Annotated in this window: 22 protein-coding genes and 1 tRNA gene; 9 read left to right on the plus strand and 14 right to left on the minus strand. The window is 65.9% G+C overall.

The features are described 5' to 3' along the window. Window positions 1-6: 6 nt before the first annotated feature. Complete coding sequence (locus tag LJ725_RS01920; protein ID WP_230548928.1) at window positions 7-957, minus strand: Bug family tripartite tricarboxylate transporter substrate binding protein; 951 nt, start codon at window positions 955-957, stop codon at window positions 7-9. Between the two features lie 61 nt (window positions 958-1,018). On the opposite strand from LJ725_RS01920, the gene LJ725_RS01925 reads away from it, so the two are divergent. After that, entirely contained in the window at window positions 1,019-2,605 is a 1,587-nt protein-coding gene (locus LJ725_RS01925; RefSeq protein WP_230548929.1) for an ABC transporter substrate-binding protein, read from the plus strand. A gap of 42 nt (window positions 2,606-2,647) precedes the next feature. Further along, window positions 2,648-3,151: a VOC family protein gene (locus LJ725_RS01930; RefSeq protein ID WP_230548930.1), complete on the plus strand. Its 504-nt coding sequence runs from the start codon at window positions 2,648-2,650 to the stop codon at window positions 3,149-3,151. Window positions 3,152-3,180: 29 nt separating this feature from the next. On the opposite strand, the gene LJ725_RS01935 is transcribed toward LJ725_RS01930, so the two are convergent. Further along, complete coding sequence (locus LJ725_RS01935) at window positions 3,181-4,068, minus strand: dienelactone hydrolase family protein (RefSeq protein ID WP_230548931.1); 888 nt, start codon at window positions 4,066-4,068, stop codon at window positions 3,181-3,183. A 20-nt stretch (window positions 4,069-4,088) separates the two neighbouring features. Further along, window positions 4,089-4,829 (minus strand): dienelactone hydrolase family protein, encoded by a 741-nt coding sequence (locus tag LJ725_RS01940; RefSeq protein ID WP_230548932.1) that lies wholly within the window; start codon window positions 4,827-4,829, stop codon window positions 4,089-4,091. A 78-nt stretch (window positions 4,830-4,907) separates the two neighbouring features. Between LJ725_RS01940 and LJ725_RS01945 the strand changes: the two genes are divergently transcribed. Both LJ725_RS01945 and LJ725_RS01950 read left to right on the plus strand, forming a co-directional pair. Continuing rightward, window positions 4,908-6,122, plus strand: coding sequence for an ABC transporter substrate-binding protein (locus LJ725_RS01945; RefSeq protein ID WP_230548933.1), 1,215 nt, complete (start codon window positions 4,908-4,910; stop codon window positions 6,120-6,122). 14 nt (window positions 6,123-6,136) lie between these two features. Next, window positions 6,137-7,189, plus strand: a complete 1,053-nt coding sequence (locus LJ725_RS01950; protein WP_230548934.1) for a WD40/YVTN/BNR-like repeat-containing protein — start codon at window positions 6,137-6,139, stop codon at window positions 7,187-7,189. A gap of 52 nt (window positions 7,190-7,241) precedes the next feature. Here the strand turns inward: LJ725_RS01950 and LJ725_RS01955 are convergent, their stop codons facing one another. From LJ725_RS01955 to LJ725_RS01965, 3 genes are all read right to left on the minus strand, one after another. Further along, complete coding sequence (locus tag LJ725_RS01955) at window positions 7,242-7,442, minus strand: hypothetical protein (protein ID WP_230548935.1); 201 nt, start codon at window positions 7,440-7,442, stop codon at window positions 7,242-7,244. Between the two features lie 240 nt (window positions 7,443-7,682). Beyond that, window positions 7,683-8,477, minus strand: coding sequence for a hypothetical protein (locus LJ725_RS01960; protein WP_230548936.1), 795 nt, complete (start codon window positions 8,475-8,477; stop codon window positions 7,683-7,685). Beyond that, a complete protein-coding gene (locus LJ725_RS01965) occupies window positions 8,477-10,885 on the minus strand; it encodes a hypothetical protein (RefSeq protein ID WP_230548937.1) in 2,409 nt (802 codons plus the stop codon). Before LJ725_RS01965 ends, LJ725_RS01960 begins: the two co-directional genes overlap by 1 nt. A gap of 478 nt (window positions 10,886-11,363) precedes the next feature. Here LJ725_RS01965 and LJ725_RS01970 point away from each other — a divergent pair, with 478 nt between their 5' ends. Continuing rightward, entirely contained in the window at window positions 11,364-11,744 is a 381-nt protein-coding gene (locus tag LJ725_RS01970) for a hypothetical protein (RefSeq protein ID WP_230548938.1), read from the plus strand. Between the two features lie 387 nt (window positions 11,745-12,131). Here LJ725_RS01970 and LJ725_RS01975 read toward each other — a convergent pair whose 3' ends face one another. Both LJ725_RS01975 and LJ725_RS01980 read right to left on the minus strand, forming a co-directional pair. Beyond that, a complete protein-coding gene (locus LJ725_RS01975; protein ID WP_230548939.1) occupies window positions 12,132-13,232 on the minus strand; it encodes an HlyD family secretion protein in 1,101 nt (366 codons plus the stop codon). Beyond that, the gene (locus LJ725_RS01980; protein ID WP_230548940.1) at window positions 13,229-13,678 is read right to left on the minus strand and encodes a MarR family winged helix-turn-helix transcriptional regulator; all 450 of its coding nucleotides are present in this window, start codon (window positions 13,676-13,678) and stop codon (window positions 13,229-13,231) included. Before LJ725_RS01980 ends, LJ725_RS01975 begins: the two co-directional genes overlap by 4 nt. 46 nt (window positions 13,679-13,724) lie before the next feature. Between LJ725_RS01980 and LJ725_RS01985 the strand changes: the two genes are divergently transcribed. After that, entirely contained in the window at window positions 13,725-15,266 is a 1,542-nt protein-coding gene (locus LJ725_RS01985; RefSeq protein WP_230548941.1) for a DHA2 family efflux MFS transporter permease subunit, read from the plus strand. 14 nt (window positions 15,267-15,280) lie between these two features. Beyond that, window positions 15,281-15,718: a VOC family protein gene (locus LJ725_RS01990; RefSeq protein WP_230548942.1), complete on the plus strand. Its 438-nt coding sequence runs from the start codon at window positions 15,281-15,283 to the stop codon at window positions 15,716-15,718. Here the strand turns inward: LJ725_RS01990 and LJ725_RS01995 are convergent. Both LJ725_RS01995 and LJ725_RS02000 read right to left on the minus strand, forming a co-directional pair. After that, window positions 15,715-16,044 carry a hypothetical protein gene (locus LJ725_RS01995; protein WP_230548943.1) on the minus strand — a complete coding sequence of 110 codons (330 nt, stop codon included), beginning with the start codon at window positions 16,042-16,044 and terminating at the stop codon, window positions 15,715-15,717. The two genes, LJ725_RS01990 and LJ725_RS01995, sit on opposite strands and share 4 nt — an antisense overlap. Continuing rightward, window positions 16,034-17,311 carry an FAD-dependent monooxygenase family protein gene (locus tag LJ725_RS02000; RefSeq protein ID WP_230548944.1) on the minus strand — a complete coding sequence of 426 codons (1,278 nt, stop codon included), beginning with the start codon at window positions 17,309-17,311 and terminating at the stop codon, window positions 16,034-16,036. The genes LJ725_RS01995 and LJ725_RS02000 overlap by 11 nt, the downstream gene beginning before the upstream one ends. Before the next feature lie 34 nt (window positions 17,312-17,345). Here LJ725_RS02000 and LJ725_RS02005 point away from each other — a divergent pair, with 34 nt between their 5' ends. Further along, complete coding sequence (locus LJ725_RS02005; protein ID WP_230548945.1) at window positions 17,346-18,323, plus strand: Bug family tripartite tricarboxylate transporter substrate binding protein; 978 nt, start codon at window positions 17,346-17,348, stop codon at window positions 18,321-18,323. 3 nt (window positions 18,324-18,326) lie between these two features. Here LJ725_RS02005 and oxlT read toward each other — a convergent pair whose 3' ends face one another. Then, the gene (oxlT, locus tag LJ725_RS02010) at window positions 18,327-19,562 is read right to left on the minus strand and encodes an oxalate/formate MFS antiporter (protein WP_230548946.1); all 1,236 of its coding nucleotides are present in this window, start codon (window positions 19,560-19,562) and stop codon (window positions 18,327-18,329) included. A gap of 75 nt (window positions 19,563-19,637) precedes the next feature. On the opposite strand from oxlT, the gene LJ725_RS02015 reads away from it, so the two are divergent. Beyond that, window positions 19,638-20,051: an avidin/streptavidin family protein gene (locus tag LJ725_RS02015; protein ID WP_230548947.1), complete on the plus strand. Its 414-nt coding sequence runs from the start codon at window positions 19,638-19,640 to the stop codon at window positions 20,049-20,051. 91 nt (window positions 20,052-20,142) lie between these two features. Here LJ725_RS02015 and LJ725_RS02020 read toward each other — a convergent pair. The 3 genes from LJ725_RS02020 to glpX form a co-directional block, all read right to left on the minus strand. Continuing rightward, a tRNA-Glu gene (locus LJ725_RS02020) sits at window positions 20,143-20,218 on the minus strand. Between the two features lie 43 nt (window positions 20,219-20,261). Further along, window positions 20,262-22,082 carry a single-stranded-DNA-specific exonuclease RecJ gene (gene recJ / locus LJ725_RS02025; protein WP_230548948.1) on the minus strand — a complete coding sequence of 607 codons (1,821 nt, stop codon included), beginning with the start codon at window positions 22,080-22,082 and terminating at the stop codon, window positions 20,262-20,264. 62 nt (window positions 22,083-22,144) lie between these two features. Next, window positions 22,145-23,143 carry a class II fructose-bisphosphatase gene (glpX, locus tag LJ725_RS02030; protein WP_230548949.1) on the minus strand — a complete coding sequence of 333 codons (999 nt, stop codon included), beginning with the start codon at window positions 23,141-23,143 and terminating at the stop codon, window positions 22,145-22,147. Between the last annotated feature and the right edge of the window lie 25 nt (window positions 23,144-23,168).

Raw genomic sequence — 23,168 nt, forward strand, 5'->3', positions numbered from 1 at the left:
CCCTTCTCAGGGCTCCTTCATGCCCGCGACGGAGACGATCTCGGCCCATTTCTTCGTCTCGCTGGCCTGGAACGCCGCGAGATCTTCGGGCGAGCCGACGAACGAGACACCGTAGTTGGTCTTCAGCAGGTTGAGATAGGCCGGCGACTTGGCCGCCTGCCGTACCAGGGCATTGAGCTTGTCGACGATCGGCCGCGGCGTGCCTGCCGGCGCATACATCGCCGTCCAGGCCCACATCTCAAAGCCGGGAACTCCACTCTCGTCGACGGTGGGGAACTGGTCGAGGCCGGGAATGCGCTGCTTGCTGGTGACCGCAAGCCCGCGCGCCCGGCCGTCGAGGACGGGCGGCAGACCGACGGTGAAGTCGGAGAAGATGATATCGATGCGCCCGCCCAACAGGTCGGTGATCGCCTGCGGCTGCGTCTTATAGGGCACGCCCAGCAGATCCGTCTTCGTCATGATGCGGAACAGTTCGGCGCCGCCGCGGCTCGATCCGTTGCCGCTGCCGAAGCTCAGCTTTCCGGGCTGTGCCTTCGCAAGCGCAACAAACTCCTGGACCGTCCTGGCCGGCAGGTCGTTGCGCACCATCACGATCTGGGCGCCCAGGGTGACGCCGGCGACCGGCGCGAAACTCTTCACTGGATCATAGGCCAGCGACTTGTAGACGTGCGGGTTGATCGCCTGCGTCGTCTGCGTCGTGAAGAACAGCGTGTAGCCGTCGGGCGCAGCCGCGGCCGCGGACTGAGCCGCGATCTGTCCTTCAGCGCCGGGCTTGTTCTCGATGACAACCGTCTGGCCCGTCTGGATCGCGATGTCCTGACCGATCGTGCGCGCGGCGATGTCGGTCGCGGTGCCCGGCCCAAAGGCCGTGATGATCTTGATCGGCCTGGCTGGATAGTCCTGGGCGGCGGCCGGCACCGCGAGCAGCATTCCGACCAGCAAACTGAAGAGCTTCATGGTCCAACTTTAGGCGCGGCGAAGTGCTAGCGTCACCACAAACAAGAGGAGGAAACGGAGGATGGCAAATCCGACACTGCCGCTCGTCGCGGCGATCCTGGCCTTGTCCGCGGCGCCGAGCGCCTGGGCTCAGAAGTCCGGCGGCACGCTCAAGATCGCCCATATGGACAATCCACCGAGCGCCTCGATCCACGAGGAAGCAACGATCTCGACCGTCATGCCCTTCATGTCGGTCTACAACAACCTGGTGATGTTCGATCCCAAGACCAAGCAGAATACGCCGGACAACATCATCCCCGATCTCGCCACCGAGTGGAAATGGAGTGACGACGGCAAGCAGCTCACCTTCAAGCTGCGCGACGGCGTGAAGTGGCACGACGGCAAGCCCTTCACCAGCGCCGACGTGAAGTGCACCTGGGACATGGTGATCTCCGACGAATCGAAGTTGCGCAAGAACCCGCGCAAGACATGGTACTTCAATCTCGAGAAGGTCACGGTGAACGGCGACCGCGAGGCGACCTTCCATCTCAAGCGGCCGCAACCCTCCCTGCTCACCATGCTCGCCGCCGCCTTCTCGCCGGTCTATCCCTGCCACGTCCCGACGGCGCAGATGCGGACCAAGCCGATCGGCACCGGCCCGTTCAAGTTCGTCGAGATGAAGCAGAATGAGTCGATCAAGCTGGCGCGCAACCCGGACTACTGGAAGCCGGGGCGGCCCTACTTGGACGCTATCGAGTACTCGATCATCCCCAACCGGGCGACCTCGCTGCTGACCTTCGTGGCCGGCAAGCTCGACATGACCTTCACCACCGTCGTCACGCCGGCCATGATCAGCGATCTCAAGGTCCAGGCGCCGACGGCAATCTGCGAGGCGCAGCCGACCAATACGCAGGCCAACCTGCTGGTCAATCGGGACCGCGCGCCGTTCGACGATGCGCGCATACGCCGTGCCATGGCGCTGTCGCTCGACCGCAATGCCTTCAACGAAATCCTGGGACAGGGCAATTACCGTATCGGCGGAGCGATGCTGCCGCCACCGGAAGGGCTCTGGGGGATGCCGACGGAGTTCCTGACGACCGTCGCCGGATACGGCCCCGACGTCGCCAAGTCGCGCGAGGAAGGCCGGAGGATCATGGCCGAACTGGGCTACACGGCGGACAAGCCGCTGAAGATCAAGGTCTCGACCCGCAACATCCCGAGTTACCGTGATCCAGCGGTCATCCTGATCGACCATCTGAAGCAGGTGAACATCCAGGCCGAGTTGGAGCCGCTGGAGACGGCAGTCTGGTACAACCGGATGATGCGCCGCGACTTCGCTATCGGCATGAATATCCAGGGCGTCGGCGTCGACGATCCGGACGTCGTGTTCTACGAGACCTTCCGCTGCGGCTCGGAGCGCAACTACACGAACTACTGCAATCCCGAGGTCGAGAAGCTGTTCGACCAGCAGTCGATGATGACCGACATCGCAGCCCGCCGGAAACTCGTGTGGGAGATCGACAAGAAACTGCAGGAAGACGGCGCCCGCCCCGTCATCCAGCACGGCTGGGGTGGCACCTGCTGGCGCCCCGAGGTCAAGGCCGTGAACCTCGCGGTCAACACCATCTACAATCACTGGCGCTTCGAGGACGTCTGGCTCGACCGCTAGGAGCGCGCTAGGCTGCTGCAAACGATCTGATCGGAGGTTTCGATGATCAAGGGTCTGCACCACAACGCCTATCGCTGCCGCGATTCGGAGGAGACGAGGAGGTTCTACGAGGACTTCCTCGGCCTCCCGCTCGTCCACACACTCAAGATCGAGCAGACCAAGACCGGCCGCGCGACCGGGGTCGGAGTGCTGCACACCTTCTTCCAGCTCGACGACGGGTCCTGCCTCGCCTTCTTCGAGGCGCCGGACATGCCGTTCGAGTTCAAGGAGCAGCACGACTTCGACCTGCACATCGCTCTGGAAGTCGAGCCCGACGTGCTGGATCGCATGCTTGCCAAGGGCAAGGCGGAGGGCCGCGAGGTCCGAGGCGTCTCCGACCATCATTTCATCAGGTCGATCTACTTCCGCGATCCCAACGGCTACGTGATCGAGCTGGCCGCCAAGGTGCCGGGGCAGGAATCGGCCATGGATCCGACCAAGAACGGCGCCCGCCGCAAGCTCGACGAATGGCAGGCCGCCAAGCCCGGGATTTCAAGAGCTGCCTGAACCGGGAGTCCCGGCCTGCGAAGGCTACGTCACGCCAGGTTCTTCCTGAAGAAGCCGATGGTGCGGTCCCAAGCGATCTTGGCCTGAGCCTCATTATAGCGCGGCGTCGAATTGTTGTGAAAGCCGTGCTGCGTTCCGGGATAGATGAACATCTCGTAGGACGCACCATTGGCCTTGAGCGCCGCCTCGTAGGCGGGCCACATGCCGTTGATGCGGTCGTCGTTCTCGGCGTACTGCACCATCAACGGCGCCTTGATGTTCGGAACGGAAGCTGTCTCGGCCGCTGCGCCGTAGAAGGGCACGCCGGCATTCATGTCCGCACCCAGGGCCGCCGCCAGGTAATTGGTCGTGCCCCCGCCCCAGCAGAAGCCGGTGACGCCGAGCTTGCCCGTCGACAGCGCATGCGTCTTGAGATAACGCGCGCTGTTCAGCATGTCGGTGCGCAGCTTGGCCTGGTCGAGGCCGGCCTGCAGCGTACGGCCGTCGTCGTCGTTGCCGGGATAGCCGCCGACGGGAAACAGCCCGTCGGGCGCCAAGGCCAGGAAACCCTCTGTCGCGGCCCGGCGGGCGACATCCTCGATATAGGGATTGAGGCCGCGATTCTCGTGGATCACGAGGACCACGGGAAACGGCCCGTTGCCCTTCGGTTGCACCAGATAGCCGCGCATCGTGCCCGAGTTGCCGCCGGGTGACGGGTAGCTGACATAGCGTGCCTTGATGCGATCGTCGGTGAACGAGATGGTCTGGGCCTGGACGTAGCGCGGCAGCAGTGCCTGTGCCATGGCAAGCCCGCCCACCGTCACGGCGGCGGCTCGTGACAGGAAGGTGCGACGATCCATGCCGCCATGACAATACTCGTCGTAGAGATCGAAGACGCGCTGATCGATCTCCATCTGGGTGAGGATCTGTCCGTCCATCGGCTGCCCCCTCTTCCGGCCTAGCCAAGATTTCTACGATAGAGCGCGATCAGGCGCTCCCAGTGCCGCTCGGCAGCAGGCTTGTCGTAGCACCAGCGTTGCGGGAAGGCGAAGCCGTGATGCACGGTCGGATGCACCTCCAGGTCTCCCTTCGCGCCCGACTTGTCGAACAGCGCCTTGAGTTCCTTGACCATTTCCGGGGGTGCCAGCTCGTCGTGCTCGGCGCAGGAGATATAGAGTTCTCCCCTCGCGTTGCCGAGCGTGAGGTGCGGGCTCTCCACCGCGTCGCTCACCAGCCAGGTCCCATAGAACGAGGCCGCCGCGGCAATCCGCTCCGGATAGCGCGCCGCTGCCGCCAGTGAATAAGGCCCGCTCATGCAGTAGCCGTGGGTGCCGACCGGTCCCGTCTTCGACTCCTTCTGGGCGTCCGAATAGGAGATCATCGCCGCCACGTCGTCCATGACTGGCGGGATCGTCATCTTCGTACGCACCGCCCGCATGCGCTTGTGCTCGTCGCTGCCGTGCGTCAGCACGTCGGGACCGTACTTGGTATCCGTACCGGCGCGGTAATAGAGGTTGGGCAGCATCACGTAGTAGCCGACCGTCGCGAGGCGGCGGGCCATGTCGTAGAGTTCCTCGCGGATCCCCGGCGCATCCATCAGCATCAGCACCGGGGGATACGGACCGCCGCGCTCCGGATGGCAGATGAAGGTCTCCATCGCCCCGTCCCTGGTGGGGATGTCCAGAATTTTCTCGATCATCTTGTGTCTCCTCCGGCTTTGCGGCTTGGCGGCGGCTTGCTAGGCTCGTCTCAACAACAAAGCCTAGGGAGAGAAACGATGAGACGTAACCTGCTTGCCACGGCCGCATTCTGCCTTGCGGCATCGGCGCTGCCGGCGGCTGCCCAGCTGTCCGACAATACCCTCAAGATCGCCGTCGCCACCGACCTTTCGAGCCTCTATGCCGACATCAACGGCCCGGGCGCCGTGCTCGCGGCCCAGATGGCGATCGAGGATTTCGGCGGCACCGTGCTCGGCCAGAAGATCGAGTTCGTGTCCGGCGACATCCAGAACAAGGCGGACGTGGCCGCGACCACGGTCGGCCGCTGGTACGACAATGAAAAGGTCGACATGGTGATGGGCGCCGGCGCCTCCTCCTCGTCGATCGCCGCGGCCCGTGTCGCCGGCGACAAGAAGAAGATCTTCATCGCTCCCGACCCCGCTTCGTCGGATCTCACCGGCAAGCTCTGCAATCCCTACCTGATCCACTGGGTGTACGACACCGCAGCACTTGCCAACGGCACCGGCTCGGCAGTCGTCAAGGCGGGTGGTAAGAGCTGGTTCTTCCTAACCGCCGACTACGCGTTCGGCTATGCGCTTGAACGCGATGTCTCCGCGGTGGTCAAGAAGGCCGGCGGCACGGTGGTCGGCGGCGTCAAGCACCCGATCAACACCAATGACTTCTCCTCCTTCCTGCTGCAGGCGCAGGGCTCGAAGGCGCAGATCATCGGCCTCGCCAATGCCGGCGGCGATACGATCAACTCGATCAAGCAGGCCTCTGAGTTCGGCATCGTCAAGGGCGGCCAGAAGCTCGCGGGGCTGCTGGTTTTCATCTCCGACATCCACTCGCTGGGCCTCGAGCGCTCGCAGGGCCTGAACCTGACCGAAGCGTTCTACTGGGACCTCAACGACCGGACGCGGGCCTTCGCCAAGCGTTTCGCCGCCCGCTTCAACGGCAAGATGCCGACCAGTGTGCAGGCCGGCTTCTACTCGGCCACCCTCGCCTACCTGAACGCGGTCAAGGCGACCGGTACCGACGATCCCGACAAGGTGATGGCCGCCATGAAGGCCGCCAAGTGGGACGACCCCATTTTCGGACCGAGCTACATCCGCCAGGACGGCCGCAAGATGCACAACATGTACCTCTTCGAGGTCAAGAAGCCCTCCGAGTCGAAGGGCCCGTGGGACTATTACAAGCTGCTCGCCGAGATTTCAGGCGAGGATGCCTTCCGTCCGCTGGCCGACAGCGAGTGCCCGCTGGTCAAGAAGAACTGAGCCGGAGCCCCGTCATGGCCGAGCAGTCGAACATCTATGTCGGCGTTGCCGGCTATTTCGGGAAGCCGGATCACACAGGCCGCGTCGGGGTTTTCCGCCGCGGCACCGCGGGCGGCGACTGGCAGCACGTGCTGGGCACCGTCCAGGCCTTCACCGTCTTCGTCCACCCGACGGATCCGGAGACGGTCTTTGCCGGCACCAATGACGGCGTCTGGCGCAGCACCGACCGCGGCGCCACCTTCCGCCGGACCGCCTTCCCCGACGCGGGCAAGGAAGTCTGGTCCTTTCTCGTCGATTCCCGAGATCCCAGCCGCATCTTTGCCGGCGCCTCGCCGATCGACGTCTATCGAAGCGACGACGGCGGCGCCTCCTGGCGGCGCCTGCCGACGCCCGGCATCGACACGCACTGCAAGGGCCCCTTTGCGTCGCGCGTGATGCGGCTCGTCCAGCATCCCAAGCGCCACGATGAAATCTACGCCGCGCTTGAGATCAATGGGGTCATGCGCAGCATCGATCTCGGCCAGACCTGGACCGATTGCAGCGCGGGCCTGCTCAAGCTCGCCGAGCACGAGCACCTCAAGAGCAAGATCGTGAGCGACACGACCGCCGAAGGGATGCTCGACAGCCACGCCGTCACGATCAATCCCGCCGATCCCGACGGACTGTGGCTGGCCGTCCGCATGGGCCTGTTCCGCAGCAGCGATCAGGGCCGCACCTGGAAGGACATGGAGGTCGGCCGCTTCTCGCCCACCACCTACGGCCGCGACATCCGTGTCTCGCCGGTCGAACCCAACACGCTCTATTCCGCCCTGTCGGTCGCGGCCGCCAGCAAGGATGGCGGGCTCTACCGCAGCGAGGACGGCGGCGAGAGCTGGAGCCGGTTCGACAAGGTGAAGGTCAACGGCACCATCATGTCGATCGGTCTGCACCCGACCGATGCCGGGCAGGTCTATATCGGCGCCCGCTACGACGGCGAGGTGTTCGGCACGCGCGACGCCGGAAGGACCTGGCAGGCCATCCCGCTCCCCGGCGAGGTACAGCACATCTATTCGCTGGCGTGCGGGTGAAGAAAAGCCCCCCGGCCCCTCGACCGGAGCGCATAGCGCGGAGTGGAGGGGTCTAATCCCCTCCGTTCGCCGGCTTGGCGCGGCGTGCGATTGCAAGCGCCAGAAACCAGTCATTCAGTTCGGCCTGCAGTGGGATGGTTCGGCGATCCCGCCAGCGCGCTACGGGCTCCCGGCGCGCGAGACCCGTCGTCGGATCGTTCAGCAGGCCGCGCACCACGACCGCGCCCCCGGTATCGAGCTGGCGCGCGAACATCTCGGCTGCCGGAAGACCGAGCGTGCTTTCGTAGCCAAACCCGTTGCACGGCCACGAGTTCGCTGACGCCGCTAAGGACGGCAGCCCGTGCCTACCACGTTCGTCTCCGTTCAGCGGTGCATCGGGGCCTGCAGGGTGTTCTTGTCGTAACAGCCATCGATCGCCCGGGCGTCCTTTCACGGGGCAGCATTGCCGGGCTCGCCGGCCACAGCCTCTACCGCTGTAGCTGTTCGTCCAACGTCAGATCTTTGCGAAGGCGGGCTTTTCGACGCCGGTCATGGTATCGTAGGCCTTGAGGATCGTCTCCTCCGGCGTCCGCGTGAGGCCGCTGTCGTGGTAGATCGCCTTAAGCCACATGGCCATCTTCCCATAATAACCGCTCATGATGAAGCTTTCCGACATGACCTTGCGCAGCATTTCTTCGCCCTTGGCGATATAGGCCGCGTCGAGCTTGCCATCGGCGGCGAGATGACGGCAAGCCCACTGCCCATACATCAATTCCGCCCGCACGATGGCTGGTGCCGACGACGGCTTGGTGGTGAGTCCGGCCTCCTCACAGAGCTTCAGGCCGACGTCATAGCGTCGCGCCGCGAGGTTGAGCGGCAGGGCGAGTTCGAGCCCCTCCCGCATCAGCAGCTTCGCCCCGTTTGGTTCGAAGCGGTCGAACTTGTCCCACTGCCGCCAGTCGGCTTCGCTCGCGCGGCTGAACTCGGGCACCGCCGGATCACCGTCGATCAGCCATTTGCACAGGCCCAAAGTCTTCCACCATTGATAGACGTTAAAGGATTCCTGGGGATCCTTGCCATCTGGCGGCGCCGGTTGTGACCCCATCCAGGCCACGAGCGCCCGCGCTAGCGGCAACACCTGCTCGCGCAAGCCGAGGAGATGCGCGTGGATCACGTTTCTGAGCTTAGTAGCCATATAGTGCGAGCGATTAAATGGCCCGGTCTTTTCCGGCTCGAACTTGGTTGCAATCGCCAGAAGAAAATCCAGGTAGAACTGGCGCTCGCTATTGGGCTCGAAGTCTCTCGGCATTACGGCCTCCTTTCTGGATAGACGACAGCGCGTTCGTCACCTGCGATTCTTTCAACCACACCGTTGCGTGCACTTCCAGTCCCCACCGTGACGATGGTCACGTTTCGACTGACCAAATTCTTCAATGCCCTGGCGCTGGCTTCAGGTGACAAGCGTCCACTCTTCATCGCCGCATAAACGGTGATTTCAGCGTGTTCCAGGGCGCCACACAAAGACCGCGGCGTCTGATGCGCCCGGCTGCTCGGGCCTATCGACGTATCAGAGCCGCGCCATTTGGAATCCCAGAAGTGAATCCCGCCATTGCGATCGACCGAGATCACATCAGGCCCCCGCTGGCCCGCCTTCCTGCCGAAGTCGATCACCGTGTGATCCGGGAAATGCCGCGCGATGTCGTTGGCCAGCCCGTACTCTCCGCGTATTCCCTTTCTATGGTTCTCGTTGGCGGGCAAGTAATCGCGCCCTGACGCTGGTTCACCGACGCGGGGATCGAGTTTGATCCCGACTGCCGTGTCGATGCCGTCTGGACCGACATACTCGTCCCTTTTGGCCAATTGTGCTCTCTCGTCCAGCCAGTCACTGAGAGATTGAGTCGATGGCCTCTGTTCAGCAGCCGCTGCCGCTCCAGCCGTATCGGGTATCGGCTGCGTGCCCGATGGCTGGGATGAAGGCGAAAACCAACGCCGGTAATTCTCGATTGCCTGAGGCAGTCCAGGTATCAACGGCGGCCGGTTGTGCCCGATGCCTGGTGCGGGCTGTTGGCCTGGCGTCGCAGATGAGCGGGGTGGTGGGGGAACGTGACCGCCTCCGCCACCGCGAGCGCCGCCACCTCCGGCTTGCGCGAGAATGATGTGTTGCGGATCGAAGGATTCGCCTACCTCCCCGCTGCCGTCGTCGACATAGGCAATCCGGGGCTCCCCTCCATCGAGCGCGTTCTCCGCTTCGACCTCTTGTGGCAGCGCTTCGACCGGGTCATCGCCCAAGACACGGACAATGTTTGGATCGCCTTCCGTGCGCGGCAGCACGTCGTCGACCAAACCACGAATGTCCGCCATCGTCGGCGGCTTGCCCTCCACGGACTCGAACGCCCCTAAGAGCCTGTCGAGTTGCTGCCGTGCGGTCCGGGCCTCCTCGCCGTTGGGATCAAGGTTGGCGGTGCGCAGTCCCTCTTCCAGGAACAGGCGGCCGAGACGGTGCCGCTCGAAGGCCGGATCGGATTTACCTTCGGCGAGAGCCTGCTGGAGTTTGGTCAGGCGGTCGTAATCGCTGTCGGCCAGCGACAGGCGGTATTGTGTGAGATCGAGGCTGGTGAACTCTTCCGGGTTGCGCACCGCCTGGTCGTCGAGCGTGTCGTAGAGGTCGCGGTCCGTGACGACGCGGCCGCCGTTCATGGCCGTCCGGTCGAGCGCCTTCGTCTGCTCCGGGCTCAACCCGTCGCGCAATTCGGTCGGCATCGCCATCAGAGGCGCCGCGGGATTCTCTCCCAGCCAGTCGAGCGCGCCGGTGGCGGCGCGGCCCCGCGCCGCCTGCCACGCCCGGTCGGCGCGCGCGTGCTCGATCCGCGCCATGCGGGTCACCTGCGCCCTCACCTCTGGCGAGGCGTCCGGAGGTGTCGCCTCGACGGCGCGCACCTGGTAGTCGTCGAGGTCCGGGCGCCGCGCCGGATCGTCCGGCATATCGCCGAGACCGCCGACGATCTGCGTCACGCGACGCTCCTCGCGCGCCCGGTCGATCCTGCGCTCGAGCGCTGCCTGCCGCTCCGGCTGGATCACGACGCGTGCGTGGTCGTAGAGCGCCGCCGCGCGCTCGGGATCGTGGCCGATCGCGGCCTCGACCGCGCCGGCATAGAGATCGCTGAGGCCGGTGCGCACCGCTGAGTCGGTCCGGCCCGCGTCCCAGCCTTTCCGCTCGCCCTGGTAGCGCAGCTCGTCCACCGTGGTGCGGCCCAGCAGGCGCAGATGGGCCGGGTCGTGCCAGGACAGCGACGCATCCTGCCGCAGATCAGCGAGGCGCTCCGCCACGCTGCGGTCGTCCAGCGCCGATGTCGCCTGCGCCACGATCCGGCCGAGATCGCCGCCGGCACGATCGAGACGACGGTCGATCAGCGGTTCGAGCAGCGCTTTCTGCCGCGGGCCCTGCGCCTGCCCCAAGTAGCGGTCCTTCAGCTCAGCCAGCAGCGGGAGGGTCCCGGCGATCCCGACCAGCGCCGCCTCGGGGTCCTTGCCTGCCAGACCTGTCGCCGGATCGGTCACCAGGCCGCGCACCTCGCCCGCGAAGCCGGTGTCGAGCTGGCGCGCGAATATCTCGTCGACCCGGAGGCCGAGCGCAGTGTCACCGCCAAGGTTCTCGAACGGCCATGAGTCCTCGGCCGGCGCTGCCGACGGCAGCCCTTCAATCGCGATAATTGTCATGTACGTCTCCGTTCAGCGGCCCATCGTCAGGGCCCGAAGGGCGTGCTCGCGGCCGGCGGCGCATCGAGAGGGCAATCGGCTCCGACGCCAGAGCACGTCCGGTGATCGTCCGCTCACTGACGTTGGAGATCTCGGTGCGCTTGACCCGGCTGGTGCGACGGTACGCAGCCCGCCTCGAGATCAACGTTCCGGCTGATCGGGACTCAATGGCCGCGACCAGAGGGGCGGCGACACGGGCGACGACAACGAGGGATAGGCGGTATCACCGCCACGGCCATCAAATGATCCCAAGGACATCTCTCCTCTGAGAAGCGAGCCCTCCAGTTGCTGATGAACCGGACTTTGAATTTGCAAGCGGGAATCTTGAAGAGTTCAGGCACGATGCGGTCGTCAGCACCGACGTCGCCTGCTCCGCGATCCGCCCGAGGTAGATCGCCTTCGGCCAGAACGCCTTTCCTCGATGCTGGAGCCGTTTCGAATGAATCGCTTCATCATCGTCTCCCGCAATCCACTCGCCCTTATCGACATAGGCCTTGTCGGGCTTGCCATCGTCGGCGAGATAGCGGCAGGCCCATCGCCCGCATATCGGCTGCGCTCGTACGACGACCGGGGTCGACGAAGGTTTGCCAGTAAGTCCGGCCACCTGACAGAGCTTCAGCCTGACGCCATGGCGTCACGCCGGGAGCTCGAGCGGCAAAGCGGGTTAGAGCCCTGCCCGCAGCAGCAGATTCGTCCTGTTAGGCAGAAGGCGATCGAACTGGTCGTATTGCTGCGAGCCGGCCTCGCTGGCGCGAGTGAGAGCGGCCACCACCGGATCGCCATCGATGAGCCACTCGCACAGGCCCAGCTTCTCCCATGATTGGCAGGAGCGGGAGGATCGGTATCCTTCCCTTTGGTGGAGCCGGATGCAGTTCCTTCCAAGCCGCGATCGCCTGCGTCGTCTGCAGCCCCTAACCACGCAAGCCTGCCGTGTAGCCGCCGATTAGTTCGCCCAGGGTCTCCGCCATAGAATGCAAGCGAATGAAGGGACCAGTCTTCTCCGGTCCGGCCTTCGTTGCGCGTTGCCAATGCAGATCAAGATGGAACTGGCAGCGCTTATCGGAATCGAGTGCCCTCGACATCAGGGCTTGCGCATTGGGTGGACGACGACCCGCTCGCCTTCTACGGCTTGTTCAATAAAACCGTCGGAACAAGGGTTTCTCCACTCGGCATCTCAGGTGCTCAGAGTGAGATGACGGCTTCCTACCTACTTCGACTGAGCCGTCACATCGTGCGGTGGTGATGCATGTGCCGGCGGCGCTTCCCTGGTACTGCCCATCAGGCTGCTCAGGTCGCGCTGGCGGCCTGTGTCGATCTTCACTGTGGCGGTCATGCCCGCGCGTAGCGGCGATTCGCCGACATGGGGCAGCAGCCGAAGCTTCACCGGCAGGCGTTGCACCACCTTCACCCAGTTGCCGCTGGCGTTCTGCGGCGGAAGGATCGCGAACTCAGCGCCGGTCGCCGGACTGACGCTCTCGACGATCGCCTCCCAGGTCTCGTCGGGATAGGTGTCGAGCACCACGGTCGCCTTCTGTCCGACTTTCACATGCGTGAGTTCGGTTTCCTTGAAGTTCGCCTCGACCCAAGGCCGGCTCAGCACCACCAGGGAGAACAACGGCGTCGCCGCCTTGACCTGCTCGCCCTGCTGCAGGCGCATGTTCACGACGACGCCGTCGACCGGCGCCCGCACCGTGGTGCGCGCGAGATCGAGGGCCGCCCGTTCCCGCGCGGCCGTTTTCTCCCGCACCATCGGGTGCGCCTCGGCCGGGAGTTGCGGGTCGCCGTTCAATGCCGCCAGGACTCGCTGCAGCTTCTCGCGCGCGGTCGACACACGGTCGGCGGCGGCCCGCGCGTCGTTTTGCGATTCGTCGCGCTTGCTGGCCGAGGCCACGCCCTTGGTCGCAAGCTCTTCTTGTCGCTGCGCCTGACGCTGGAAATAGGCGGCCCGTGCCTCGGCATCGGCCAGTTCGGCGACGGCCTCACGCCAAATGCCGCGCAGGTTCTCGACATGGGCGCGCGCGGTATCCAGTTCGGCCTCGGCACTGTCGAGCGCCAGCCGGAAAGGCCTTGATTCGATCGTGAGCAGTTGGTCGCCCGCGTGGACCGTCGCATGATCCTTCGTCAGCACCCGCCGGACCTGTCCCGAGACTTCGGGAGCAATCTGAACGATGTGCGCCTTCACATAGGCGTTGTCCGTCGACACGTAGCGGCCACCCGACAGCCACCACCAGCCCGCCCCCGCGACGGCCAGCAGCGGGACCAGGAGGAGCAGGGCAAGCCGAAGCGCGGGGACCGGACGGCGACTCATGACCCGTTGGCTCCCGCCATCGACTGGAGTTGGCTCTTCACCCGCGCCGCAAGCCGCGTGAACTGGTCACGCTCGGTGGCGGACAGCGGCGCCAGTGCATCATCGACCGTGGCCTCGGCGATCGACCACATGGCCTTGTGGGCGCGCCGGGCATCGGCAGTGAGGTAGAGACGATTGATGCGGCGATCGCCGTCATCGGAACGGCGCTCGACCCAGCCGTTCTTCTCCATGCGGTCGATCATGCGGCCGGCGCTGGCACGATCGACTTCCAGCATGTCCGCCAGCTCGGTCTGGCTCGCGCCGGGACGGCGATAGAGGCGCGTCAGCACCAGCCATTGGGCGCGCGTCAGGCCGATGTCGCGCACGCGCCGGTCGAAGACGGTGCGGATCAGGCGCGCAACATCCGAAAGCACGTAGCCGATGTATTCGTCGTCGTCCGGGCTCAATAGTGGCTCGCTGAGGATTGTTGTCTAGGCTACATTAGCCCAGGCCATGAGTTCAAGCACGACCACCGCAGACGCCGTCCCGCCGGTCCCGGGCGAGGTCGAGACCTCGCTGGGCAAGCGCATCCTCATTCTCGTAATGGTGGTCCTGGGCTCTACTCTCTATGCCACGACGTTACTGATCGCCTCGACCCTGCTGCCGCAGATGCAGGGCACCATGTCCGCCACTCAGGACGAGATCGCCTGGGCGATGACCTTCAACATTCTCGCGACTGCGGTCGCCACACCGATGACCGGCTGGCTGGCGGCCCGCTTCGGGCGGCGCGAGACGATGATCTGGTCGGTGTTCGCCTTCACCCTGACGACGCTGATGTGCGGGCTGGCGGACTCGCTCGAGACGCTGATCCTCTGGCGCGTGCTCCAGGGGGCGCTGGGGGCTCCGGTGATCCCGCTGTCGCAGACCATCCTGCTCGACACCTTCCCCAAGCGGCAACAGGGGCTGGTCACCTCGATCTTCGGTATGGCCGTCGTCATCGGCCCGGTGATCGGGCCCACTGCCGGCAGCCTGCTGTCGGAACTCTACAGCTGGCGCTGGGCCTTCTACATGATCGTGCCGGTGGGCCTGATCTCCTTCGCAGGCCTCCGGCTTACCCTGCCCTACGACCGGCCGAGCGGCCGGGCCAGCCTCGACTGGACCGGCTTCCTGTCGCTCTCCGTCGCCATCGCCTGCGTGCAGCTCGTCCTGTCGCGCGGCCAGCGGCTCGACTGGTTCGATTCGGCCGAGATCCAGATCGAGGCCTTCATCGCGGTCGTCTCCTTCTGGATATTCCTCGCCCACAGCCTCACCGCCGAGCGGCCGTTCCTGAACCTCAGGCTGCTGCTCGACCGCAACTACGCGCTGGGGCTCATCCTGGTGCTGATCTACGGCATGCTGAACTTCACGCCGATGGTGCTGCTGCCGCCGCTGCTGCAGCAGCATGCCGGATTTCCCGACGCCCTGATCGGCGAGGTCATTGCCGCGCGCGGCGTCGGCGCCACCATCGGCTTCTTCCTCGCCATCTTCGTCGGCCGCATGGACCCGCGCATCGGCCTGATCGCCGGCTTCACGGTACAGACCCTGTCCGGCGTCTGGCTGATGGCAATCGACCTCAACGTCGACATGAACACCCTGATGCTGAACAGCCTGCTGCAGGGCGTCGCCGTCGGCGTCATCTGGGTGCCGCTCACCCTCGTGACCTTCTCCAACATGAGCGCCGCCAACCTGGCCGAGGGCACGGCGGTCTATCACCTGCTGCGCAACATCGGCTCCAGCTTCTTCATCTCGATCTGCGTCGCCGAGATCGTCCGTGCCACCAGCACCAACTACAGCCGCATGGTCGAGCTGGTGAACCCCTACAACAAGGCGTTGGCGCTGCCTTGGGTGACCGGTGGCTGGGACTACGAGACCGTGTCCGGACTGGCGAAGCTGTCGAAGGAGATCAGTCGTCAGGCCGCGATGATCGGCTACATCAATGCTTTCGGCCTTTATACGACCTGCTCGGCACTGGCGATCCCCCTGATCCTGCTGATCGGCCGTCGTGCACGAAGATAACGGAGGAAACGACAATGGCGATCAAGGTCCTGGAAATCCATCACACCGGCTACCGGCTCGACCCCGGCGCGGAGAAGCTCGAGGACACGGCGAGCTTCTACAGCGACGTGCTGGGCCTGCACCGTGACAGGGGCCGGCCGACGATCCCCGGCATTCCCGGCCTCTGGATCAATGTCGGCGAGGTCGGCCAGATCCATCTCTTCGGCGGAAATCAGCCTTCACCCGTCGCCAAGGGGCCTGGTCAGGATCCGACGCTGCCGCACATCGCCCTCGCGGTGGCCGACATCGTCGAGAGCCGCGAGGAACTGGAGCGCATGGGCGTGAGGTACTGGGCGATCGAAGGGCTCACCAGCCCGGACTCGCTGCAGCTTTTCCTGAACGATCCGTGCGGCAACATGGTCGAGTTGCACCAGTTCGACAAATGCCGCTGCACGGCGCGCAATCGCATCTAGCGCTGCGCTGCCGACCGCGCATTCTGATAGGCCGCACGGGCTTCCCGCGCGGCCTTGAGGGATGCCTCGCGCCGCGTCGCCGCGCGATCGTCGAGGGCATAGAGAAGGCCCGCAAAGAAGATGAAGGCACCGCCCAGGATGTAGTAGTGCCAGGCCTCCAGGTAGAGCCGGAAGGTCACGACGATCAGTGGCACCGGGATGAACATGAGGGCGAAGCGGATCCACGAGCCGCGATTATAGGTCCTGACCTCTGCCCGCGCCTGCTTCTGGCACCGCCACATCTCCCGCCGCAGCATGTCAAGGTCGGGCTTGGGCTCAGCGCTCACGCGACCGTCCTCCGGCCCGCGCCAGCTCGCGCGCCACGAGGCGTGCGGCAGGTCCGCTACGAGCCGCCGAGTCCGGCTTGACGAGGTTGCCGATCTCGAATCGCAGACGCTGGACTTCGGGATGCAGCATCGCCGCTCGCCGCATCGCCTCGCTGCCCAACACGAACTTGTCGAAGTTCGCCGGCCGCTCACCGCGGGTGCGCGGGTACTCGAGATCGACCATGGCGGCGAGCGACCAGGCCTGCCGGCTGACCTCGGCCGCATGCGGCAGGTAGGCCGCCGCGACATCGTCGAGGCTTCCGACCCAGTTCGCCAGAATGTCGCGCAGGGCGACCGCATGGCCTGCAGCGACCGACATGCCCTGCCCGAAGGTGGGGTTGAAACTCGAGATGCAGTCGCCGATCGGCAGCACGCGCCGTGGCAGCATCGTGGCGGGCTCGAAATGCCGCCAGCGCGCCGCGGCGATGCGGTAGCTGCGCACGGGCGTCAGCGCCACGGCCTCGCGGAGGCGGTCGGCGATGTCGGGAACAGGCAGCGCTGCGGCATGGGCGCGGAAGCCTTCGACATCGTCAGGTACCCTGTTGCCGAAGCGGCTGCAGAGCGTGATCAGCCACTGATCGTTCTCGATGGGACAGACCAGCCCATAGCGATCGTCGGGAGGCCTCGGGATGCAGCCGATGAACCGGCCCTCGCCGCGAAAGCGTTCCGGCTTGGCGAAACGCGCCGAACTGTAGGCCACCTCGATGCCGAGCGTGGTCTCGGGCACCGGAACATCGGCCAGCAGCCGGTCTCCCCGTCCCGTCGCGACCACGGTCAGGTCGACATCGGACGGCAGTGCCTCGACGGCGGAGCGGTCCCTGATCGTGACGTTGCCATGCCGCAGCAGCTGGCGCCGCAGCACCTGTTCGAATGCGGGACGGCTCATCATGAGCTGGCTGTATCCGAGGTCGCGCGCCGGATGCCACGCATCGCGTTCCCACAATGAGACATCGCCGGTCTGGCCAACATTGATGGCACCGGCGGCCAGCAAGGCCGCCCGCGTGCCGGGCAAAAGGCTCTCCAGCGCCAGTTCCCCGCCCTTGAGGAGGATATGGACCTGCAGGTCCTGCGGAACGCCTTTTCGCGCCTGCGCCGTATCCGGCAACTCGTCCTTGTCGAGAAGTTCGACCGTTTCGAAGAACGATGCGACAGCAGCCGCAGCCGCGAGGCCTGCCACGCCCGCTCCGACGATGACGGCGCGTGCGCCCAGCTTCCCCTCGGTTATCATGCGGCAACAATACGGTGGGGAGGCGTTCCAGGAAATGAAGTCGTTGACGCGACGCACGACGATCACGGCACTGCTGGCGGCCGGCCCGACCGCCCGCGCCCTGGCGCAGGCGAGCTTTCCCGAGAGGCCGATCCGCCTCGTCGTGCCCTTCGCGCCCGGCGGCAACGCCGATCTCACCGGCCGGCTCTTCGCCGAGGCGTTGGCCAAGCGGCTGGGACAGCAGGTCATCGTCGAGAATCGGGGCGGCGCCGGCGGTGCGATCGGTGCCGAAGCGGTAGCGAAGTCGGCGCCCGACGGCTATTCGCTGGTCCTGGGATCGACCGGCACGTTCCTCGTGAGCCCGCGCATGACCGGCGGCAAGCCGCCCTACACCTTGGCAAGCTTCGCGCCGGTGGCCCTGCTGAGCACCTCGCCAATGGACATCGTCATCAACGCCAACAGTCCTATCAAGGATTGGGCCGGTATGCTCGCCTACGTGCAAGCCAATCCAGGAAAGCTCACCGTCGGCCATCCAGGCAACGGCAGCACCAACCACCTCGCCCTGCTGCAGATGCAGAAGGCGCTGGGCGTGCGCTTCAACATCATCCCCTACAAGAGTAACGGGCTGGCATTGAACGATCTGCTGGCCGGCCAGATCGATGCGGTGATCGACCAGGTGCCCGCCTCGATCGGCCATGTCCGTGCCGGCCGCCTGCGCGCCATCGTCGTGACGACCGCGCGCCGGGCAGCCCAGTTGCCCGATGTGCCGACGTTGCAGGAAACCGGCGTCAAGGACTTCGCCGCCACAACGCCAATCGTCCTGATGGCGCCAGCCGGTACGCCCCCGGACATCGTCAAGAAACTGAATGAAGCCGTCGCCGGCGCTCTCTCCGACCTGCCGGTCAAGGAGAAGCTGAACGATCTCGGCGCCGAGACCGAAGCGCTCTCGCCGCAACAGCTCACGGCCTTCCTGCAGAAGGAAGATGCACTGGTCGAAGAGTTGCAGAAGAGCGGACTGCTGAAGGTCGAGTAGACCTCACTCGCGCCGTAGCCAGGCCGCCCGCATCGGCCGCAGGACGGCGATTCCCAGGAAGGCCGCGACCGCGTTGGCACCGACGGCGATCGCGAAGACCAGCTGCCAGTCACCGGTGGCGCGCACCACCGGATCGGCGAGCGGGACCAGCATGGCGGCGAAGCCCTTGGCCGTATGCAGCATCCCGGCATTGGTCGTGGCGTAGCCGGACCCGAAATAGTCGGTGCAGGTGGCCGGGAAGAGGCTCGCGACCTCGCCCCAGGCAAAGAAGACCAGGCAGACGAGCAGCACGAACATCGCCGGCTCGTTGCCCCACCGCGCAAACGCCAGGATGCTGAGAGCGCCCAGGGTAAAGGCGAAGAACATCGTGTTCTCGCGCCCGATATAGTCCGAGAGCCATCCGCACAGAGGCCGCGCAATACCGTTCGCGAGACGGTCGAGCGTCAGCGCGAAGGTCAGGGCCGGCAGGGTGAAGCCGATCAGCGTGACGGGCACGTCGGCCACGCCGAAGCTGCGGGCGATTCCCGCCAAGTTGGCGGTGAAGGTCAGCCCGGCCGCGGTCACCAGCAGCGACATCGCGAACAGGATCCAGAACAGCGGCGAGCGCAGCACCTCGCCCGGCGTGTGGTCGTGCACCGCGTGAGGCAGTCGTTCCGGGATCGCCAGCACCTCCGCCTCCGGTTTGCGCAACGCCAGCGACGCCAGGCAGATCATTGCGCCCTGCCCCAGGCCGAACCAGAGGAACGCCGCTTCGTAGCCGTGATGCTCGATCGTGTGGTGCATCGGGATGATGGTGAACGCCGAACCTATCCCGTAGCCCGCAACCGTCAGGCCGGCGGCCAGGCCGCGGCGATCGGGAAACCACTTCAACGCATTGCCGAGACAGGTGCCGTAGACGCACCCCGCGCCGATGCCACCCAGCGCGGCGCCCAGATACAGCAGCGGCAAGGAATCGGCGACGGAGTTGAGGCTCCAGGCGATGGCCACCAGCGCCCCGCCCGCCAGCGCCACCGGTCGGGGACCGAACCTGTCCACCACCCAGCCCTCGAACGGCACCAGCCACGTCTCACTGAGGATGAATACCGTGAAGGCGACCTGAATGGCCGCCCGTCCCCAGGCGTGCTTTTCATTGATCGGGTGCACGAACAGCGTCCAGCCATGCTGGAGGCTGGAGATCATCACCATGCAGACGATGCCGACGAATAGCTGGGCCCAGCGATTGTGAAGAAACCCCGTCATGTTCCCCGCTTCACCGGTCGCCTGCTGCGGGCAGCGGTGATAGTTTTCATCCTACCGGAAGTCGCGGGAACGTAGATGAGCCGTCGTGTTTCGTCGATCCTCGGTCTTGGACTGTCGTTGGCCGCCGCGGCCGTGGTGCCAAGGGCCGGAGCCCAGTCGCCCTCGGTCGTTGGCACCTGGGCGAACGATCATGGGTCGGTGCTGGTCGTCGCATCCGTGGGCCCGGACGGAAGCCTCAGCGGCACCTATGCGAACAATGCCCCCGGCTACAAATGCGCCGGCATCGCCTTCCCCCTCCTCGGCTGGATGGACGGGCCGCGCATCTCCTACACGGTGCGCTGGAAGAACGCCTCGATCGACTGCGCATCGATCACGTCCTGGACCGGCTACTTAAACGACGGCCGGCTCGGCGTCGAATGGGTCCTGACCTACGAGGAGAATGGCGCCACGCGCGTGCGCATCGGGTCCGACTCATACCACCGCCAATGATCCGAGCCCCGCGACCGACACCCATGCGTTGGCCGCCAGTATGTGGCCGAACCGGGAGCGCCTTGTATCGATGGGGGATCTTGCGGGCTTGTGGCGTTCCCTACGGGATTCGAACCCGTGTCGCCGCCGTGAAAGGGCAGTGTCCTAGGCCTCTAGACGAAGGGAACAAGGCCGCAAGAGCGGCTGGAATACCGACTCGAAGACCGAAAATCAAGCAAGCACGGAGCCGCTCGTGGTCGCAGCATCGTCGATCTGCAGGCGCACCGTCTCTCGCCCGCCGAACCGGTCGATCCGCAGCGCCCCGGCAACATGCAGCACGGGTCGCGCGGGATCGAGAAGTGCCGGCCCCAGTGCGCTCTGGTTGGCCCGGAAGGCGATGGCCTCGACCCGGCCCCGCTCGGCGCCGACCAGGGTACAGCGGACATGCCCCTCGCCGACCGGCTGGGCGTAGCTCACCCGGACACCGGTCAGGGCAAACCGTGGCTGGGCGTTGCCAGCGCCGAACGGCCCCGCGCGCTCCACCATGTCGACCAGTTCCTTGGTGGCGGCCGCGGGCGCCAGGGCGGCGTCGATCCCCAGTTCGCGGACGGGCGGCGCAGCGCCGAGCTGCGGCGCGATCCGCTCGTCGAGGAAGCGTGTCAGTTCCGGCAGGGAATCGCGCGCCACCGTGAGACCCGCGGCCATGGCGTGGCCGCCGCCATTGACCAGCAGCCCGGCCTGTCGCGCGGCGATCACCGAGGCGCCGAGATCGACGCCGCGCACCGAGCGGCCCGAGCCCTTGCCCACGGCGCCGTCCATGCCGATCACGAACGCCGGACGGCCGTAGCGCTCGACCAGGCGGCTGGCGACGATCCCGATCACGCCGACATGCCAACCCTCGCTCTCGACCAGCAGAACAGACGGGAGGCTCTCGCGGTCGGCGCCGTACAGGCCCTCGATACGCGTGATCGCCTGATCGAGCACGTCGCGCTCGATGGCGCGCCGCTCGGCGTTGAACTCGTCGAGCCGGATCGCGAGCGCGCCCACCTCGTGAGGATCGTCGCTCGACAGCAGACGCGCGCCGAGATCGGCCTGGCCGACCCGGCCGCCGGCATTGACCCGCGGGCCCAGCAGGAATCCGAGATGATAGGCTTCCGGCGCTTCCTTCAGACGGGCAATGTCGGCGAGCGCCGCCAGCCCGGCATTGCCGCGCTGCGCCATGACCTGAAGGCCGGCGCGGACCAGCGCGCGGTTGACGCCGAGCAGCGGGACCACGTCACAGACCGTGCCCAGGGCCACGAGATCGAGCCATTGCCGAAGATCGGGCTCAGGCCGCGCCGAGCCGTACCAGCCAGCCTCGCGCAAGGCGCGATTGACACCCACGGCGAGCAGGAACGCGACGCCAACCGCGGCGAGATGCTTGTGCGGGCTGGCATCGTCGATCCGGTTGGGATCGACCACCGCCACCGCCTCCGGCAGCGCGATCTCCGCCATATGGTGGTCGATCACGATGAGATCGAGTCCGGCGCGCCGCGCCTCGGCCAGCGGCTCGAAGGCGGTGATGCCGCAATCGACCGTGACGACGACGGAAGCGCCGTCCTCCCTGATCTTCAGCAGCGCCGGCGCATTGGGGCCGTACCCCTCCTTGCGACGGTCCGGAATGTAGACGCCGATATTGCCGCCGACGGCCCGGAAGAAACGCAGCAGCAGCGCCGAGGAGGTGGCGCCATCGACATCGTAGTCGCCGAACACGACGATGCGCTCGCCCGCCTGGACGGCCCGCACGAGGCGCCCGACGGCCGCGTCCATGTCCTTCAGATGCGAGGGATCGGGCAGGAACTTGCGCAGCGTCGGTTCGAGAAAGTTGGCAACCGCCTCGAGGCCGACGTCGCGCGCCGCCAGCAGACGGCTAATCGCATCGGGCAGGCCATGACGCTGGGCGATCGCCAGCGCCAGCCGTTCGTCGCTGAGCCGCGTGGCCCAGCGCTTTCCCGTCAGCGAGCGCTCGACGCCGAGGAACGCTGCGCGCTCGTTTCTGGAAGAGTCGGACATGCGGCCACCCTAACCCGAAGCGCGCTCGTCGCGCTCCGGCGAGCCGGCCGTCGATCCCGGGCTTACGCCCAGCTCGGCAGGCCGGTCTTGATGGAGAAATTGTGACGCGCCGAAACCCAGCGCACGGTGCCGGTCTTGGAGCGCATCACGATCGAATGGGTCTCGGCGCCGTTGTGGAAGCGACGCACGCCCTTCAGCATTGAGCCCGACGTGACGCCCGTGGCCGCGAACATGACGTCGCCCTTGGCCATGTCGGTCATCGAGTACTTGCGGTTGAGATCGGTGATGCCCCACTTCTTGGCGCGGGCCTTCTCGTCGTCGTTGCGGAACAGCAGGCGGCCCTGGATCTGCCCGCCGATGGCGCGCAGCGCCGCCGCCGCGAGCACGCCTTCCGGCGCGCCGCCCGAACCCATGTAGATGTCGATGCCGGAATCGCCGGTCGAGGTGGCGATTACGCCCGACACGTCGCCGTCGCCGATCAGCATGATGCGCGCACCGGCCTCGCGGACCTTGGCGATCAACTCGGAATGGCGCGGCCGGTCGAGGATGCAGACGACCAGATCGATGACATCGACCTGCTTGGCCTTGGCCAGGTCCTTGAGATTCTCCGCTACGCTCTTGTCGAGATCGACGACGCCTTCCGGCAGTCCGCCGCCGACGGCGATCTTGTCCATGTAGACGTCGGGCGCATTGAGGAAGCCCCCATGCTCGGCCATCGCCATGACGGCGAGGGAGTTGGGCAGGCCCTTGGCGGTAATGGTCGTGCCTTCCAGCGGATCGAGCGCGATGTCGATCTTGGGGCCGCCGCCCATGCCGACCTTCTCGCCGATATAGAGCATCGGCGCCTCGTCGCGCTCGCCCTCGCCGATCACGACGGTGCCCTCGATGGCCAGCGAGTTGAGCGAGGTGCGCATCGCGTCGACGGCGGCCTGGTCGGCCATCTTCTCGTCGCCGCGTCCCATGAGCTTGGAAGCCGCGAGCGCCGCAGCCTCGGTCACGCGGACAGCCTCGAGCGCGAGGTTGCGGTCCATCCTGCCTGTTTCTTCTCTCGTATCGGCCATCGTTTCCTCCGCGGCGTCTCTCAGC

It is taken from the genome of Reyranella aquatilis (assembly GCF_020880995.1).
Classification (GTDB): Bacteria; Pseudomonadota; Alphaproteobacteria; order Reyranellales; family Reyranellaceae; genus Reyranella; species Reyranella aquatilis.

Bases quoted from the DNA above. Each gene is read 5' to 3' on its own strand.
- LJ725_RS01920 (WP_230548928.1), bottom strand. From the start codon at position 957: ATGAAGCTCTTCAGTTTGCTGGTCGGAATGCTGCTCGCGGTGCCGGCC.
- LJ725_RS01925 (WP_230548929.1), top strand. From the start codon at position 1,019: ATGGCAAATCCGACACTGCCGCTCGTCGCGGCGATCCTGGCCTTGTCC.
- LJ725_RS01930 (WP_230548930.1), top strand. From the start codon at position 2,648: ATGATCAAGGGTCTGCACCACAACGCCTATCGCTGCCGCGATTCGGAG.
- LJ725_RS01935 (WP_230548931.1), bottom strand. From the start codon at position 4,068: ATGGACGGACAGATCCTCACCCAGATGGAGATCGATCAGCGCGTCTTC.
- LJ725_RS01940 (WP_230548932.1), bottom strand. From the start codon at position 4,829: ATGATCGAGAAAATTCTGGACATCCCCACCAGGGACGGGGCGATGGAG.
- LJ725_RS01945 (WP_230548933.1), top strand. From the start codon at position 4,908: ATGAGACGTAACCTGCTTGCCACGGCCGCATTCTGCCTTGCGGCATCG.
- LJ725_RS01950 (WP_230548934.1), top strand. From the start codon at position 6,137: ATGGCCGAGCAGTCGAACATCTATGTCGGCGTTGCCGGCTATTTCGGG.
- LJ725_RS01955 (WP_230548935.1), bottom strand. From the start codon at position 7,442: ATGTTCGCGCGCCAGCTCGATACCGGGGGCGCGGTCGTGGTGCGCGGC.
- LJ725_RS01960 (WP_230548936.1), bottom strand. From the start codon at position 8,477: ATGCCGAGAGACTTCGAGCCCAATAGCGAGCGCCAGTTCTACCTGGAT.
- LJ725_RS01965 (WP_230548937.1), bottom strand. From the start codon at position 10,885: ATGACAATTATCGCGATTGAAGGGCTGCCGTCGGCAGCGCCGGCCGAG.
- LJ725_RS01970 (WP_230548938.1), top strand. From the start codon at position 11,364: ATGAATCGCTTCATCATCGTCTCCCGCAATCCACTCGCCCTTATCGAC.
- LJ725_RS01975 (WP_230548939.1), bottom strand. From the start codon at position 13,232: ATGAGTCGCCGTCCGGTCCCCGCGCTTCGGCTTGCCCTGCTCCTCCTG.
- LJ725_RS01985 (WP_230548941.1), top strand. From the start codon at position 13,725: ATGAGTTCAAGCACGACCACCGCAGACGCCGTCCCGCCGGTCCCGGGC.
- LJ725_RS01990 (WP_230548942.1), top strand. From the start codon at position 15,281: ATGGCGATCAAGGTCCTGGAAATCCATCACACCGGCTACCGGCTCGAC.
- LJ725_RS02000 (WP_230548944.1), bottom strand. From the start codon at position 17,311: ATGATAACCGAGGGGAAGCTGGGCGCACGCGCCGTCATCGTCGGAGCG.
- LJ725_RS02005 (WP_230548945.1), top strand. From the start codon at position 17,346: ATGAAGTCGTTGACGCGACGCACGACGATCACGGCACTGCTGGCGGCC.
- oxlT (WP_230548946.1), bottom strand. From the start codon at position 19,562: ATGACGGGGTTTCTTCACAATCGCTGGGCCCAGCTATTCGTCGGCATC.
- LJ725_RS02015 (WP_230548947.1), top strand. From the start codon at position 19,638: ATGAGCCGTCGTGTTTCGTCGATCCTCGGTCTTGGACTGTCGTTGGCC.
- recJ (WP_230548948.1), bottom strand. From the start codon at position 22,082: ATGTCCGACTCTTCCAGAAACGAGCGCGCAGCGTTCCTCGGCGTCGAG.
- glpX (WP_230548949.1), bottom strand. From the start codon at position 23,143: ATGGCCGATACGAGAGAAGAAACAGGCAGGATGGACCGCAACCTCGCG.